Source organism: Roseicella aerolata (assembly GCF_020523605.1).
GTDB classification, from domain to species: Bacteria; Pseudomonadota; Alphaproteobacteria; order Acetobacterales; family Acetobacteraceae; genus Paracraurococcus; species Paracraurococcus aerolatus.
Genome location: NZ_JAJAQI010000002.1, coordinates 1 through 14,000, shown reverse-complemented (window position 1 = coordinate 14,000; position 14,000 = coordinate 1). Strand labels below are relative to the sequence as shown.

12 protein-coding genes are annotated in these 14,000 nt (G+C 72.3%); 5 read left to right on the top strand and 7 right to left on the bottom strand.

Annotation, left to right across the window (positions count from 1 at the left end):
• Positions 1–145 precede the first annotated feature (145 nt).
• Genes LHA35_RS01360 through LHA35_RS01345 form a run of 4 tightly spaced genes read right to left on the bottom strand, consistent with a single transcriptional unit; the run spans position 146 to position 3,428 of the window.
• Positions 146–1,018, bottom strand: coding sequence for an energy transducer TonB (locus LHA35_RS01360; protein ID WP_226603546.1), 873 nt, complete (start codon positions 1,016–1,018; stop codon positions 146–148).
• 33 nt (positions 1,019–1,051) lie between these two features.
• Positions 1,052–1,501 carry a biopolymer transporter ExbD gene (locus LHA35_RS01355; protein WP_226603544.1) on the bottom strand — a complete coding sequence of 150 codons (450 nt, stop codon included), beginning with the start codon at positions 1,499–1,501 and terminating at the stop codon, positions 1,052–1,054.
• A 5-nt stretch (positions 1,502–1,506) separates the two neighbouring features.
• Positions 1,507–2,190, bottom strand: coding sequence for a MotA/TolQ/ExbB proton channel family protein (locus tag LHA35_RS01350; protein ID WP_226603540.1), 684 nt, complete (start codon positions 2,188–2,190; stop codon positions 1,507–1,509).
• Complete coding sequence (locus tag LHA35_RS01345; protein WP_226603538.1) at positions 2,187–3,428, bottom strand: PepSY-associated TM helix domain-containing protein; 1,242 nt, start codon at positions 3,426–3,428, stop codon at positions 2,187–2,189. The genes LHA35_RS01350 and LHA35_RS01345 overlap by 4 nt, the downstream gene beginning before the upstream one ends.
• 444 nt (positions 3,429–3,872) lie before the next feature.
• On the opposite strand from LHA35_RS01345, the gene LHA35_RS01340 reads away from it, so the two are divergent.
• Positions 3,873–5,999: a TonB-dependent receptor gene (locus tag LHA35_RS01340; protein ID WP_226603536.1), complete on the top strand. Its 2,127-nt coding sequence runs from the start codon at positions 3,873–3,875 to the stop codon at positions 5,997–5,999.
• Positions 6,000–6,020: 21 nt separating this feature from the next.
• Here LHA35_RS01340 and LHA35_RS01335 read toward each other — a convergent pair whose 3' ends face one another.
• Positions 6,021–7,682 carry a peptide ABC transporter substrate-binding protein gene (locus tag LHA35_RS01335; protein ID WP_226603534.1) on the bottom strand — a complete coding sequence of 554 codons (1,662 nt, stop codon included), beginning with the start codon at positions 7,680–7,682 and terminating at the stop codon, positions 6,021–6,023.
• 85 nt (positions 7,683–7,767) lie between these two features.
• Positions 7,768–8,499 carry an orotate phosphoribosyltransferase gene (locus LHA35_RS01330; RefSeq protein WP_226603531.1) on the bottom strand — a complete coding sequence of 244 codons (732 nt, stop codon included), beginning with the start codon at positions 8,497–8,499 and terminating at the stop codon, positions 7,768–7,770.
• Between the two features lie 60 nt (positions 8,500–8,559).
• Here LHA35_RS01330 and LHA35_RS01325 point away from each other — a divergent pair, with 60 nt between their 5' ends.
• Together LHA35_RS01325 and LHA35_RS01320 are read left to right on the top strand one after the other, a co-directional pair.
• Positions 8,560–9,522, top strand: coding sequence for a mitochondrial fission ELM1 family protein (locus tag LHA35_RS01325; protein ID WP_226603528.1), 963 nt, complete (start codon positions 8,560–8,562; stop codon positions 9,520–9,522).
• Positions 9,523–9,772: 250 nt separating this feature from the next.
• The gene (locus LHA35_RS01320) at positions 9,773–10,651 is read left to right on the top strand and encodes a protein-methionine-sulfoxide reductase heme-binding subunit MsrQ (protein WP_226603526.1); all 879 of its coding nucleotides are present in this window, start codon (positions 9,773–9,775) and stop codon (positions 10,649–10,651) included.
• Between the two features lie 213 nt (positions 10,652–10,864).
• Here LHA35_RS01320 and LHA35_RS01315 read toward each other — a convergent pair whose 3' ends face one another.
• The gene (locus tag LHA35_RS01315; protein WP_226603523.1) at positions 10,865–11,842 is read right to left on the bottom strand and encodes a phosphoribosylaminoimidazolesuccinocarboxamide synthase; all 978 of its coding nucleotides are present in this window, start codon (positions 11,840–11,842) and stop codon (positions 10,865–10,867) included.
• 124 nt (positions 11,843–11,966) lie between these two features.
• Here LHA35_RS01315 and LHA35_RS01310 point away from each other — a divergent pair, with 124 nt between their 5' ends.
• Both LHA35_RS01310 and LHA35_RS01305 read left to right on the top strand, forming a co-directional pair.
• A complete protein-coding gene (locus LHA35_RS01310; protein WP_226603520.1) occupies positions 11,967–13,037 on the top strand; it encodes a tartrate dehydrogenase in 1,071 nt (356 codons plus the stop codon).
• A 268-nt stretch (positions 13,038–13,305) separates the two neighbouring features.
• On the top strand, positions 13,306–13,884 hold the full coding sequence (locus LHA35_RS01305; RefSeq protein ID WP_226603517.1) for an NAD(P)H-dependent oxidoreductase: 579 nt from the start codon (positions 13,306–13,308) through the stop codon (positions 13,882–13,884).
• The last annotated feature ends 116 nt before the right edge of the window (positions 13,885–14,000 follow it).

Genomic DNA, 14,000 nt, shown 5'->3' with positions numbered 1-14,000 from the left:
GGATTGCGCTCAAGACTGAACGCCAATCCGTTGGTGCTCTTTGTTTTGCGAGCGGCTGCACGCGTCCGGCCGTGCACTACCTGCCGCGATCCGCTCTGGCACCGATGCCGGCGCTGCCGCGAATACGGCGCGGTGATGCCGCCGCTCAGCGCAGGGCGAAGCGGACCGGCACGGTCAGCTCGATCGGGTCGCCCGGCAACTCGGCCGGCGGGGCGGGCAGCGGGGAGGCGCGCTGGATCATGGCCAGCACCGCCTCGTCCAGCGCGGCGTCGCCGGCGCTGCGCTCCAGCCGGTAGCCGACGACCGTGCCGTCGCGCCGCATCCGGAAGCGGAGCATGGCGACGCCCTGGGCACGCCGGTAGCGGGCCTCGGAGGGATAGGTCTTGTGGCGTTCCAGCGCGGCGAAGAGCTGCGCGACATAGTGCGGCGAGGGCGCCGCCATGGCCGCCGCCGGGGCCGGCGCTGCGGCGGGCGGGCTAGGCGGCGCGGCAGGCGCGGGGCTCGGCGCGGCCTGCGCCATGGCCGGGCGCGGCGGTGGCGGGCGGCGCGGCTGCGCCGGGGCGGGCGGCGGCGGGGGCGGCGGCGGCGGCAGCTCCGCCGCCGTGGCCGGCGGCTCGGGTGGTGGCGGATCGACCTTCGCCGGCTCGGGCGGCGGCGGTTCCGGCGGCGCCTCGGCGAGCGGCGGCGGCGGTTCCGGCGGCGGCTCGGCCATGGGGGGCGGCTCCGGCGGCGGCGGCTCGGCGGGGATGGGGGGCAGGGGTTCCGGTGCTGCCTCGGCTGCCATCTGTCCGGCCGGCATCGGCGCTTCGACCGGCAGCGAGGGTTCAGGGGCCGGCATCTCCAGCAGCATCACCGGCAGCGCCTGCGGCGGCTTCGCCGGCAGGCCGATCATCAGCACGGCGCCGGCCGCCAGATGCAGCGCGGCGGAGCCGGCCCAGGCCAGGGCGCGGCCCCGGGCGGCCGGGCCGGGCGGGGCCGGTGCGGCCGCCGGCGGGGTCGGGGGTGTCTCCAGTGCCATGGGGACCGGGCGGGGCCTGCCGAGCGCCATCGATCAGCGCGCCGCGGGCGCCGGCTCGGGCTGCGAGACCAGCGCCACCCGGTGGATGCCGGCGCGGTGCACCAGCCCCATCACCCGCAGCACCTCGCCATATTCGATGCCGCGATCGGCGCGGAGATGCAGGGCGCGGTCCGGCGTTTCGGCATGCAGGGCGGCGAGGCGCGGCTCCAGTTCCGGCTCGGCCAGTTCCTCCTTGAACAGGAAAAGCTTGCCGTCCCGCGTCAGGCCAAGTTCCAGCGGCGGCTCCGGCGGCTCCGGCGGGGCGAGTCGCGGGGCCGCGGTGCGTGGCAGGTCCACGGTGACGCCGGCCGTCAGCATCGGCGCCGTCACCATGAAGATGACCAGCAGCACCAGCATCACATCGACCAGCGGCGTCACATTGATGTCGGCGACGGGATGCGCCTCCCCGTCTTCCTTGCCTCCGCCCGGCAGCATCATGGCCATGGCCGCTACTCCGCCGCCGCGCGGCCGCCGGCCACCAGGGCCGGCCGGCGCGCCAGCCGCCCGGCGATCGCGCCGGCCGCGGCCAGCGCCTCCTGCCGGATGCGGGAGAGGCGGGTGGCGTAGCGGTTGTAGGCGATGGTCGCGGGAATGGCGGCGACAAGGCCGATGGCGGTGGCGAAGAGCGCCTCCGCTATGCCCGGCGCCACGGTGGCGAGGCTGGTGTCCTGCTGCGCGGCGATGCCGGAGAAGCTGTGCATGATGCCCCAGACCGTGCCGAAGAGGCCGATGAAGGGGCTGACCGAGCCGATGGTCGCCAGCAGCGGCAGGCCGGGTTCCGCCTGGCGCAGTTCCTGCGTCACGGCGCCGCGCATGGCGCGCTCCAGCCGGTCGCGGAACTCGCCGGCGGTCTCGGCATGGTCGCGCCCCTCGCGCCATTCCGCATGGCCGGCGCGGAGCGTCACGGCGGCAAGGCCCTCACCCGCGGGGGCGGCACCGTCCGGCCGCACCCTTGCCTGGGCGGCCAGCGCACGCGCCTCCCGCGCCAGGCGGCGCAGCACCACCGTCTTCTCGAGGATGATGGCCCAGCAGGCGAGCGAGGCGAGCGCCAGCACCGCCATCACCGCCTGCACGACGATATCCGCCTGCAGGAGAAGGGCGAGGGGCGAGAGATCAGGGGGGGCGGGGTTCATGCGGGGCTCCCGGACAGGAAGGCGGCAGCGCGGAGGCGGCGGCGGTTGCGGCGGCGGAGCAGCCAGGCGGCGAGGCCGGTGACGAAGAAGAGCGGCATGGCCAGGCCGGAGAGGAACACGACGACCCGGCCGGGCATGCCGAGCAGGGCGCCGCCATGCAGCCAGCGCTGCTGCGCCAGCGCCTCCCCCGCCGCGCCGCGGGTGCGTGGGCCGCGCTCCTGCAGCACGGCGCCGGAGGTGGCATCGAGGCTGAGCATGGTGCGGCCGCGGATCTCCGGATCGGTGCCGAGAGGGCGCAGCGTCACCGACCAGGGCTGGCCCGGGCGCGCCGGCGGCGTCACGCCGGTGACCTCCTGGCCCGGCAGATGGGTGAGCACCATGGCGGCGATCACATCGGCATCCGGCCCCACGGGCGCGCCAGGGCGGTCCTGCCGCGGCGCCTCGCGCGCCTCTCCGCGCCCGGCGGGGCCGGGGCGCTGCGGGGCGGGGGCGGGCGCCTCGATGCCGAGCAGCGGACGGAACCAGCCGGGGAAGATGATGGCGATGCCGGAAAAGGCGACCACCGCCAGCACCGCCGCCATCCAGATCCCGACGACCCGGTGCAGGTCGAGGTGCAGCAGCAGCGCGGGCCGGCGGCGCAGGGTGACCAGGGCACGGCCGAGGCCGCCGGTGCGCGGCCACCACAGCCAGATGCCGGTGGCGCAGAACAGCAGCGTCGCCACGCCGAGCCAGCCCACCGCCTGGCGTCCGCCGTGGTCGCGGAGCAGGAGCGTGTCGTGCAGTTCGCGTGTCACGCCGATGACGCTGCGGCGCGGGTCGCGTTCGCCGAGCAGGGTGCCGGTCGTGGGGTCGTAATGCGCGGTCAGCGTCCCGCGCGCGCCGCGCGGTGGCGAGACCACCCAGACCGGCCAGACCGTGTCCGGCGGGCGGATGCTGCCGATGGCTTGGCCGCGGGCCTCGGCCAGGCGCCGGATCGCCGCGAAGCCGATCGCCGGATCGGCGGGGCCGGAGGCATGGAACAGCGCCGGGTTGAGCGCCGCCCCGATCTCCCGCTGGAAGGAGAGGATGCTGCCGGTCGCCCCGATGACGGCAAGAACGAGGCCGAGCAGGAGCCCCGCCCAGCGATGCAGCAGCAGGAGAGGCCGAGAGGGGCTGCCGCCCGGGCGGCGCCCTGTCCTGGCCGGGAGGTGCGCCATGGCCGGGTTCTCGGGGGAGGGCGCATGCGCCGGGCTGGACATGCGGCGAGGCCTACTGCAATTGCGAATAACTTGCAAACCTGGCCTTGGATCGATGGCTCCGATCCTCGACTCTTGCAACGCGCGCTCCAGTGCAACGCGGGCGCCAGTGCAACGCGGGCGCCAGTGCAACGCGCGCGCCAGCCTGCCCGGGTCGGCCCGCCGCAGGTGCGGCGCCCCGACCCGGATGCGGCCACGCGTCCGGGCGGCCGGCGGGAATCACGACGTGGTGTGGCCTGCAGCCGGCAACCGGCCGGTCCGCGCAAGCGGCAGCCCCTTGCCAGACCGACCGATCTGCGTTCTAAGCCCCGCAAATGCGACTGATTCGCATTCTCGGATACGGAGTTGGGACCGATGCACGAGGCAGGGCGGGACGCGGGAGCGAACGGGCAGGGCGGGGCGGCCGTAATCCGGCAATCTGGGCGCCCCTGCCTGCGGGCGCGGCTGATGGCGGCGAGTTCGCTGCTCGCCATCACCCTCGCGGCGCCGGCGGCCGCCCTGGCCCAGGCGGCGGCACCAGCCGCCCCGGCCGAGGGCGGCGCCATCGCCCTGCCGCAGATCGATGTCAGCGCCGCCCCGGCCGCGGCCACGGGCTATGCCGCGCAGCGCACCGGCACGGCGACGAAGACCGACACGCCGCTGCGCGACGTGCCGCAGAGCGTGACCGTCATCACGCAGGAAGCGATCCGCGATCTCTCCGCGCAGAACCTGGGCGACGTGCTGCGCTACGTGCCCGGCGCCGGCTATGCGCAGGGCGAAGGCAACCGCGACACCCCCGTGCTGCGCGGCCAGTCCACCACCGCCGACCTATTCGTCGACGGTCTCCGTGACGACGTTCAGTACTACCGTGATTTCTACAACATCGACCGCGTCGAGGTGCTGCTCGGCCCGAATGCGATGATCTTCGGCCGCGGCGGCACCGGCGGCGTGATCAACCGCGTGACCAAGCAGGCGGACTGGGAGCAGCGGCGGGAGGTCCGGCTGCAGGCCGGCTCCTTCGGCCAGTGGCGCGGCAGCCTAGACCTCGGCCAGGCGATCAACGAGAACGCCGCCTTCCGGCTGCTCGGCATGTACGAGGAGTCGGACAGCTACCGCGACGGCGTGAACATCAAGCGCTACGGCATCAACCCGACCTTCGCCTTCCGCATCGGCGATTCCACCCTCATCCGCGCCTCCTACGAGTATTTCCGCGACGAGCGCACGGCGGACCGCGGCGTCCCCTCCTTCCGCGGCCGGCCGCTCGACCTCGGCCGCTCCACCTTCGTCGGCGATCCCGGCCGCAGCCCGGTGCATGCCCAGGTCAACGCCCTGAACCTCTCGGCCGAGCACCGCTTCACCAACGGCGTGCTGCTGCGCAACCAGTTCCGCTTCGCCGATTACGACAAGTTCTACCAGAACGTCTTCTCCGGCGCGGTCAGCGCCAATGGCCAGGCGGTCTCGATCGCGGCCTACAACATGGCGACCCACCGGCAGAACCTGATCAACCAGACCGACCTGGTCTTCGACCTGACGACCGGGCCCTTCCAGCACAAGATCCTGGCCGGCGTCGAACTGGCGCGGCAGGAGACGGACAACTACCGCAATACCGGCTACTTCACCTCGGTCGGCGCGAATGCCACCAGCTTCGTCACCCCGCTCGGCGCCACCCGCATCAACGTGCCGGTCACCTTCCGCCAGAGCGCGACCGATGCCAACAACAGCAGCGTCGCCAGCACGGCCGCCTTCTACCTGCAGGACCAGGTGCAGCTCCTGCCGGGGCTGCAGCTGATCGCCGGGCTGCGCTTCGACCACTTCAACGTGGATGTCCGCAACAACCGCACCGGCCAGAGCCTCGAGCAGACGGACAACACCGTCTCGCCGCGCATCGGCCTGGTCTGGCAGCCGCTCCGGCAGCTGCCGCTCTCGCTCTATGCCAGCTTCAGCAACACCTACCTGCCACGGGCGGGCGAGCAGCTCGGCTCGCTGACCGTGACCAACCAGTCGCTGAAGCCGGAGCGCTTCACCAATTACGAGGTCGGCGCCAAGTGGGATGTCCGGCCGGCCTTCTCCGTCACCGCGGCGCTGTATCAGCTTGACCGCACCAACCTGGCGGTGACCGACCCGAACGACATCACCCGCTCCATCCTGGTGGACGGCACCCGCACGCGTGGCTTCGAGCTGGGCGCGCGCGGCCGCGTCACCGACAAGTGGAGCGTGCTGGGCGGCTGGGCGATCCAGGAATCGGAGATCACCAGCGACCAGTCGGCGACCGTCAGGAAGGGCAACAACGTGCCCTTCGTGCCGCAGAACACCCTCTCCCTCTGGAACCGCTACGATTTCCTGCCGCAGTTCGGCGCCGGGCTCGGCGTGGTGCACCAGTCCGGCTACTACGCCGCGACGGACAACGCGGTGCGGATCCCGGCCTTCACGCGCTTCGACGCCGCGCTCTACTGGAACGTCACGGACCGCATCACGGCGCAGGCGAATTTCGAGAATCTCTTCGGCGCGAAGTACTACCCCGTGGCGCACAGCAACAACAACATCACCCCGGGCGCGCCCTTCGCCGCACGTTTCGCGCTGACGACGCGGTTCTGAGGGAGACCTGCAAGGCGGGTGCTACCGCACCCGCCACTCCTCCACCCAGAGGGAGGTCGGGTTCAGATGCCCGGTCGGCCGCACATTCCCCAGCCAGTGCGGCCAGATATGCGCATCGGCGCGGAACCAGAGCGGCAGCGCCGGCAGCTCCTCCGCATAGATCGCCTGCAGGCGGGACCAGAGGGCGCGGCGCTTCTCCCGGTCCAGCTCCACCGGGATCGCCTCCAGCAGCGCGTCCATCTCCGGGTTGCGGTAGCCCGTGTAGTTCTGGCCGGACCAGTTGCGGGCCTCGGTCGGAATCTCCTCGGAGTGCAGGGTGCTGCGCGGCACGCCCTCCGGCGCGCTGATCCAGGCGAAGAGGGCGGCGCCCTGGAAGCGGCGCTTCGACATGGTCTCGGCGAAGAAGACCCGCGGCGGCTCGTTCCTGATCCGCGCCTCGATGCCCGCCTGGCGCCACATGCCCTGCAGCACCTGCTGCACTGCCTCCCGCGCCCGGTTGCCGGCGGTGGTCATCAGCTCGACCGAGAGCCGGTCGCCGCCCGGGTTGCGGCGGATGTCGTCCGGCCCGCGGGTCCAGCCCGCCGCGTCCAGCAGCGCATTGGCGCGGGCCGGGTCGAAGGGCCAGGCGCGGACGCCGGGATCATGCATCGGATCGAGCGGGTTGACGCTGCTATGCGCGACGGTCTGCCGCCCCTCGAACAGCCGGGCGACGATCTGCGCCCGGTCGATCGCCAGCAGCAGGGCCTGCCGCACCCGCGGGTCCGCCAGGACCGGGTTGTCCAGCCGCAGGTCGAGATGCTCGTAGATCAGCCCCGGCTTGTACTCGATGTGGAAGCGGCTGCCGGTGCGCCGCTCCAGCGCCGCCGCCTGCTCGACCGGCAGGCCGAGCTCGCCCGCCACCATGTCGAGCTGCCCCGCCAGCAGCTGCGCCTCCAGCGCCGCGGTGTTCTCGACCGTGCGGATCTGGATGCGCCGGAAGGCGGGCGAGGGGCCCTGCCAGGTCGAGTTGCGCTCCAGCGTCACGCCGGCGCCGGGCTGCACCCCGGTGATGCGGTACGGGCCGGACCAGAGGGCGGGGTTCGTCGTCTCGGTGTCATAGGCCGTGCGGTTGCGGTAGGTGCGCGGCTCCTGGCTCCAGCGGGTGCGTTCGACATGCGCCGGCAGGGGCTGGAAGTCGCCGAGCGAGGCGAAGTCGAAGGTCACCTTATCGACGCGCAGCGTGACGGTGCGCGCATCCTCGACGATCAGCTCATAGGTGGAGCGGTAGAACTCCGCCGGACCGAAGCCGGTCTCCGGGTTCCGCCCGGCTTCCCAGGCGAAGCGCAGATCCTCGGCCGAGACGGGCGTGCCATCCCCCCAGCGGGCATCGGCGCGGAGGCGGTAGGTGACGCGGAGGCCTGGCTTGCCCTCGGCCGTCGTCTCCCGCACCGCGAGGCCGTTCTCCAGCGTCGGCAGCGTCTCGCAGAGCAGGCAGGTGAGCTGCCAGTCCGGGCCATAGGCGGTGACCGGGCGGCGGGCGAAGCCGAGGACATAGGACTTCGCCGCCATGTTCTCGATATTGGGGTGGAAGGTGCTGGGATACTGGGTGATGCCGATGGTCAGCGTCTCGCGCTGGCCCTGTGCGGCGGCGGGCAGGGCCGCCAGCACGGCGCCGGCGAGGCCGGCCAGGACGGCCCGGCTCATGCCGCGGCCCGCGCCGGGATGCGAAGGGGGGCGGTGGGTCGGTTCATCCGGTCTCTCCTTCGCATCGGGCCGCCTGCTTCGCGGCCTAGCCCTTCTCCGCCCCGTCGCGCATCGCCCGCGCCTCCTCGACCGAGCCGATACCGCCATGCGCCTTCGACCAGGCCACCGGGTCCTCCAGGAATTTCCGCACTTCCTTCAGCGCGCTCTCGGCGAAATAGGGGCGCTCGCGGCAGACCTCCAGCACGTCCCACCAAGTGCAGAGGTGGTGGAGGTTGAGGCCCATATTCTTCATGGTCTCGAAGCTGCCGGGGAAGACGCCGTAATAGAAGACCACGAAGGTGTGGTCGCAGGTCGCGCCCGCATCGCGCAGCGCCTGGGCGAAGCGGATCTTGGAACCCCCATCGGTCGTCAGGTCCTCGACCAGCAGGGTGTTCTTGCCCTCCGGCACGTCGCCCTCGATCTGCGCGCCGCGGCCGAAGCCCTTCGGCTTCTTGCGCACATAGGCCATCGGTGTTGCCATGCGCTCGGCGATCCAGGCGGCGAAGGGGATGCCGGCCGTCTCGCCGCCCGCCACCACCTCGATGGTCTCATAACCGACATGCCGGCCGATCTTCTCGACGCCCAGGTCGCAGATCTTGGTCCGGGCGCGGGGGAAGTAGATGATCTTGCGGCAGTCGATATAGACAGGGCTCTTCCAGCCGCTCGTGAAGGTGTAGGGCTCCTCCGGGCGGAAATTCACCGCCTTGATCTCCAGCAGGATGCGCGCGGTCGTCAGCGCGGCGTCCCGGTCCCAGTCGGAAGCATGTTGCATGGCCATGGCGCATATCCCTGCCGGCGTCGTGTCGCCGTCTCGTAACCCTCACGCGGAACGGCGTCCATGACGGAGGAGGCGACGACCTGGGTCCTGGCCGATCCGCGCGCCGGCACGGCGGCCCAGCCGCTCGGCATCGCGGAACGGCTGGGGGTGCCCTTCCGGACCGTCCCGCTCGGCTGGGGGCCGCTCGCCCGGGTGCCCTGGCCCTGGCCGAGCCTGGCCGGCCTCGACTCCGCAGCGCGGGCCCGGCTGCGCGCGCCCTGGCCGAGGCTGGTGCTCTCCGCCGGCCGGCGCTCGGCCCCGGTCGCGCGCTGGCTGGGGCGGCAGGGGGCACGGCTGGTGCATTGCATGCGACCGGGCGCGGGGGCGGCGGGGTTCGACCTGCTGGTGCTCGGCCGGCACGACCTTTCCCCGGCGCGCTCCGCCCAGGACCAACCGCCGGAGGCGGCCAATGCCTTTCCCATCCTGGGCGCCTGCCACCGCATGACCCCGGCGCGGCTGGCGGCGGCGGGGGCGGAATGGGCGGTGCTGGCGGACCTGCCCAGGCCGCGCGTCGCCCTGCTGGTGGGCGGGCCGGTGCGGGCGGAGAACATGGCGCCCGGCATCGCCGCCGCGCTCGGGGCGGAGGTCGCGGGCTTCGCCGGCAGCGTCCTGGCGACCGCCAGCCGCCGCACCGGCGCCGCGGCGACCGAGGCGCTGGCCGGCGCCCTCGCCGGCCGGCCGCATCGGCTGCATCGCTGGGGTGATGGCGGCCCGAACCCCTATGCCGGCTTCCTCGCCTGGGCGGATGCGGTGGTGGTGACGGGCGACAGCGTCTCCATGCTGTCAGAAGCACTGGCGACCGCCGTGCCGGTCTTCATCGCCGATCCCGGCGGGCTCGGGCCGCGGCATATGCGGCTGCATGGCAGCCTGATCGCCGCCGGCCAGGCCAGGATGCTGGCGGCGGCGCCGGCGCCCTTCCCGCGGCAGCCGCTGGACGAGGCGGGGCGGGTGGCAGCCGAGATCCGGGCGCGCGGCTGGGTGTGACACCGGCCTGCGGTGGCCGGGACGGCAGGAGTGGGGCGTTCCCGGCCCGGCACCTCCGGGCTGCCCCGTGGCCCCAGGACTGGCCGCGGCGGAGACCTCTCCCGGCCGCCTATACGGCCAGCCCCGGCGAGAAGGCGCAGGCCGCGCCACAGGAGCGCATCCGCCGCCACCGGGTTGGGCCGGTGGCGCTCGAGGGGTTGTCGGCGGGGCAGGGGGTTCCCGGAGCGGCGGGCGCGACGACATGTCAGGCATGATGCAGGCCATCCTCCGCTCCGCCTTTCCCCTGCCGGCCGGGCGGCCGCGCCCCTTCACCTGGCCCTGGCAGGACCGCGCCGGCCGGTTCTCCGTGCTGCGGGCCATCGTCTTTGCCCTGCTGATGGCGCCGGCCGCCTGGGTGGCCGCGCAGGCCGCGCTCGGCCTGCTGGGGCCGGAGCCCTGGAAGGCGGCGCTGAAGGAGATCGGCCTCTGGACCATCCGCCTGCTGCTGCTGACCCTGGCGGTGACGCCGATCGGGAAGATCCTGGCGGAGCCGCGCATCCTGGCCCTGCGGCGGCTCCTCGGCCTGACCACCCTGGCCTATGCCGGGCTGCACCTCGCGCTCTACGTCGGGCACGAGAATTTCTCGTTGTGGAAAGTGGCATCCGAGATCGCGCTGCGTGTCTACCTGACCATCGGCTTCGTCGCCCTGCTGGGGCTGGCGGTCCTCGGCTGGACTTCGTCCGATGGCTGGATCCGGCAGCTCGGCCCGCGCTGGAAGCGGCTGCATGCGCTGGCCTTCCCGATCGCCGCGCTTGGGGTCCTCCACTTCTTCCTGCAGTCCAAGTCGCAGCTGTGGGAAGCGGTGATGGCGGCCGGCTTCCTGGCCTGGCTGCTGCTGTGGCGCGCGATGCCGGCGGGCTGGCGGGTGCGGTTGCCGGCGCTGGTCGCGCTGGCGCCGCTGACGGTGCTGGCGGCGGCAGGGATCGAATATGCCTGGTTCGCCCTGGCGACCAACCTGCCAGCCGGGCGCATCCTGTGGGCGAATCTGGATGTCAGCTTCGGCCTGCGTCCGGCCGTCTGGGCGGGGGTGGTGGCGCTGGCCGTGCCCTTGTTCGCCCTGGCCTGGCGGCTGATCCCGCTGCGGCGCTGAGGGCGGTCGCCCGGGGCGGAAGCCGGCCGGCCTGCCCTGTTTGCGAGAGCCTCTCGCCTCGCTCCGGGAGGCGTGCCCCTGCGTGGCGGGGGCGTGGCCAGTTCGGGAGAACGCTGCCCGGGCCGTTCCGGCCTGCCGGACTACCTCGTCCGGCCGCAGGCTCTGCCCGGATGAACGCCTTCCTGGCGGCGGTGTCCGGGCCCGGGCGCCCGCTCAGAAATAGGGACGGAGATTGGCCCGGATGCGCTCCAGCACCGGGCGGTCCGTGGGCGGCAGGGGGAAGGGCCTGCCGGTCACCATCTCGAAGGCCTCGATATAGATCCGTGAGGCTTCGAGGTTCACTTCGCGCGGGATCTCCGGGATCGCGTCCTTGTAGGGATCGCAGCGGGCGACGACCCAGCTCCGGACGAAGTCCTTGTCGAAGCTCTGCGGCGCCTGGCCGGCCTCGAAACGCTCGGGGTAGCTCGCCCCGAACCAGTAGCGGCTGGAATCCGGGGTGTGGATCTCGTCGGCCAGGACGATCTCGCCCGCCGCGTCGAAGCCGAATTCGTATTTCGTATCCACCAGGATCAGACCCTGCTTCGCCGCCATCTCCCGTCCGCGGGCGAAGAGCGAGAGGGCGAGGGCCGAAACCTTCTCCCATTGCGCCGCGGTCAGGAGCTTGCCCTCCAGGATCTGCGCCGGCGTCAGCTCCTCGTCATGGCCGGCATCGAAGGCCTTGCTGGTCGGTGTCAGGATGGTCTGCGGCAGCTTCTGGTTCGGGCGAAGGCCGTCCGGGAAGCGGTGGCCGTACATCTCCCGCCGCCCCGCCCTGTACATGGAGAGGATGGAGGTGGAGGTGGTGCCCGCCAGGTAGTCCCGCACCACCACCTCGACCGGCATGATGGAGAGTCGCTGGCAGACGACCACGTTCGGGTCCGGATATTCGATGACATGGTTCGGGCAGAGATCCGCCGTCCGCTCGAACCAATGGCGGGCGAGCTGGGTCAGCACCTGCCCCTTCAGCGGCACCGCCGTGAGGATACGGTCGAAAGCCGAGAGCCGGTCGGTGGCGATGATGATCCGGCGCCCGTCCGGCAGGTCGTAATTCTCGCGCACCTTGCCGCGGTAGTGGTTCGGCAGCTCCGGGATGGCCGCGTCCCGCAGGACGAAATCGGCATAGGGGGCGAGGTCGGCGACGGAGGGCGGCATGGCGGGTCCTGGTCGGGCGGGGTGGGGGGCATAGCATAACGCGGGCGCCCTGCACCTGCAGGGCGGGGGCTTGCCGGCCCGCGCCCTCCGCTTCAGGTTGCGCCCCCTGATCGGAGGACACGCCATGGCGCGGAAGTATCGCATCGCCGTCATCCCCGGCGACGGCATCGGCAAGGAGACGACGCCCGAGGGGTTGCGCGTGCTGGACGCCGCCGCCCGCCGCTTCGGCTTCGAGCTGGAACTGACGGAATACGACTGGTCCTGCGACACCTACCAGAAGACCGGCAGGATGATGCCGGATGACGGCATGGACCGGCTGAAGGACAGCGACTCGATCTTCCTCGGCGCGGTCGGCTGGCCGGGCGTGCCGGACCATGTCTCGCTCTGGGGCCTGCTGATCCCGATCCGCCGCGGCTTCGACCAGTACGTCAACCTCCGCCCCTGCAAGCTGATGCCGGGCGCGAAGACGCCGCTCGCCAACCGTGGGCCGGAGGATATCGACTTCTACGTGGTCCGCGAGAATACCGAGGGCGAGTACAGCTCGGTCGGCGGGCGCATGTTCGAGGGGACGGACCGCGAATTCGTCTCCCAGCAATCGGTCCTGACGCGCACCGGCACCGACCGCATCCTGAAATACGCCTTCGAACTGGCGATGACCCGCAAGCGCAGGAAGGTGACCAGCGCCACCAAGTCCAACGGCATCACCTTCACCATGCCCTATTGGGACGAGCGCTTCGCCGCCATGGCGAAGCAGTACCCGGACGTCACCACCGACCAGTTCCATATCGACATCCTCTGCGCGCATTTCGTGCAGCACCCGGACTGGTTCGACGTGGTGGTCGGCTCCAACCTGTTCGGGGACATCCTCTCGGATCTCGGCCCCGCCGTCGCCGGCTCCATCGGCATCGCGCCCTCGGCCAATATCAACCCGGAGAAGGCGTTCCCGAGCATGTTCGAGCCGGTGCATGGCTCGGCCCCCGACATCGCGGGCAAGTGGATCTGCAACCCCATCGGCCAGATCTGGTCCGGCGCCATGATGCTGGAGCATCTGGGGGAGAAGGCCGCGGCGGACGCGATCGTGAGCGCGATCGAGAAGCACCTGGCCGAGGGCGGCCCGCGTACCCGCGACATGGGCGGCAATGCCGGAACGGTGGATGTCGGCAAGGCGCTGGCCGAGGTGGTCGGGCGGGGCTGATGCCTGCCCCGCGACGTCCCGACCTGCGGCATGCGCCGCGAAGCCATGGCCCGGAGGGCTGCCGACGTCTGAGGCATGACATGCGTCGGCATGTCATGGCCCGGGTCTGGCGTCCTCCTTCAGGGTAAGGTCCGGCCGCCGAACGGCGCGGCGGCGCTCCGGCGGCCGTCCCGCCCGGGTCACCCGGTCCGTCCCGTGCGGGAGGCGTCGAGCGACCCGCTTGCGGCGGCGCAAGGCGGGCCACGGCCTGCGGCGCCATTCTTTTCGTATGCGCCGCATCGCGATCATCCAGGGTCATCCCGACGCCGCCCCGCATCTTGGCCATGCCTTGGCCGAGGCCTATGCCGCCGGCGCGCGGGAGGCCGGGCACGAGGTCCGGGTCATCGCGCCCGCGAGGCTGGGCGTCCCGCTGCTCCGCAGCCAGCGGGATTTCGAGCACGGCACCCCGCCGCCCGACATCGCCGCGGCACAGGAAGTGCTCGGCTGGGCCGAGCACTGGGTGGTGGTGATGCCCGTCTGGCTCGGCGACATGCCGGCCCTGCTGAAGGCCTTCCTGGAACAGGCGCTGCGGCCGGGCTTCGCCTTCCGCTACAAGGACCGGGGCTGGACCGAGCCGGCGCTGCGTGGCCGCTCCGGCCGGATCATTGCCACCATGGGCATGCCGGTATTCCTCTACCGTTGGTGGTTCGGTGGCGGCGGGGTGCGCGTGCTGGAGCGCAGCATCCTCCGCTTCGTCGGCCTCGCGCCTGTCCGGACGACGCTTGTCGGGCAGGTGGGCGCGCTGGACGCCGCCGGCGTGGCGCGCTGGGAGGCAAGGCTGCGCGCGCTGGGCCGCCGGGCCGCTTAGACCTTTATTGCCCTGACTGTGCATAGCCGCAGTGTTGGAAGTAGGCGGCGCACTCGCTCGGACTGAAGCGGTCGAGGAGACTGCCGATGGTATCCCAGAGGGTGCCGACGGTCCTG